This is a genomic window from Haloferax gibbonsii ATCC 33959, assembly GCF_000336775.1.
GTDB lineage: Archaea > Halobacteriota > Halobacteria > Halobacteriales > Haloferacaceae > Haloferax > Haloferax gibbonsii.
This window is the reverse complement of record NZ_AOLJ01000030.1, coordinates 1-1118: the sequence shown is the minus strand read 5'-3', so window position 1 is coordinate 1118 and position 1118 is coordinate 1. Positions and strand designations below refer to the sequence as shown.

Below are 1118 nucleotides of genomic sequence, written 5' to 3'. Positions count from 1 at the left end.
ACACCGAAGCCACCGCCGCCACCACCGCCACCAGTTCCGGTGGTCTCATACTGCCTTCTGAGTTGTCGCAACTGCTCGATTTCGTCCGCGAGGGAGCTTGCGTTCGTTGAGTTGTAGAGGTACTTGTGTGGGCTGGTCGTGTTCATCGTCTCCCCTGTCCGGGTGTTCACAGCCTCTAAAATTTCAAACTGCGACCCATATGTGGAGAGGTCAACAATCGTGCCGTTGGCCCCATCTTGAACAGCCATGTAGAAGGTTCCATTATAATCTGAAAATCGGTATGTCTGACCAGTATCCCAGCCACCAGATGCGTCATCTCCGGTGTAGAACAATGTTCCATTAAGCACCGTCGGATTGCCCGAGCCGTCTCCGACTGCAATAGTGTGCGATGCATTGATATCCCCGGAAGCACCGGTTGACGCGAGCATGGCCGCGCCCTGACCGTAGTATCCAGACTTTTTGAGAGATGTGGATGCCTCAGCCCCGATAGTGGATGGGTCCATCATCGCAAGGTCTGACGAGTTTATTTCGCCTGCTTGGTACTGGCTGGACACCTCATCAACGTAGGGGTCCATATTCGCAAGCACTTGTTGGGTCTGCTCTTGGGTTTCGTCGAGCAGATAGGTGTCGTTCTGGTCGTTCGCCCAAGAGCCGAGCGACCCATAATCCTGTGACTCGAAGATTCGTGTCTCCTCGGACGAGTTTGGTTCGACGGCAACAACCCGGATAGGAGATGCTTTTGGTGGGTCTGACGACCCCCCCGGATGGAAACGGGAGCCGGATGGGAGAGTCCTCAGAGAGATTTCTTCAGTATCGACAGATGTTCCATTGACTAACTCGAATTGAATCGTGTTTGTTCCAAGCGTTTCACCACCAGAGTACCATTCTCCATTCCTCTCATTTTGGTAGTAGTATCCAATTGTTTGGTCGGATTGGTTATCTAGACTAGCTATTTGAGTGACTTTAGCGTCCCAATCTGAGAGAATCCGAACCTGAACCCGAGAGTAGTAGTCTCGAACCGTTTGGTTCACCGCGGATTTAGCCTGTGACCGGGATGCACCGTTATTTAGCTCGTTCACCATCGTTATTTTAGCCTTTGACATGGCGACCGTTCGAGC

At 52.2% G+C, this 1118-nt stretch carries 1 protein-coding gene; it reads right to left on the bottom strand.

Annotation, left to right across the window (positions count from 1 at the left end; all coding sequences use genetic code 11):
- On the bottom strand, positions 1–1103 hold a 1103-nt coding region (locus C454_RS21090), incomplete at its 3' end, for a hypothetical protein (protein WP_239639958.1).
- Positions 1104–1118 lie beyond the last annotated feature (15 nt).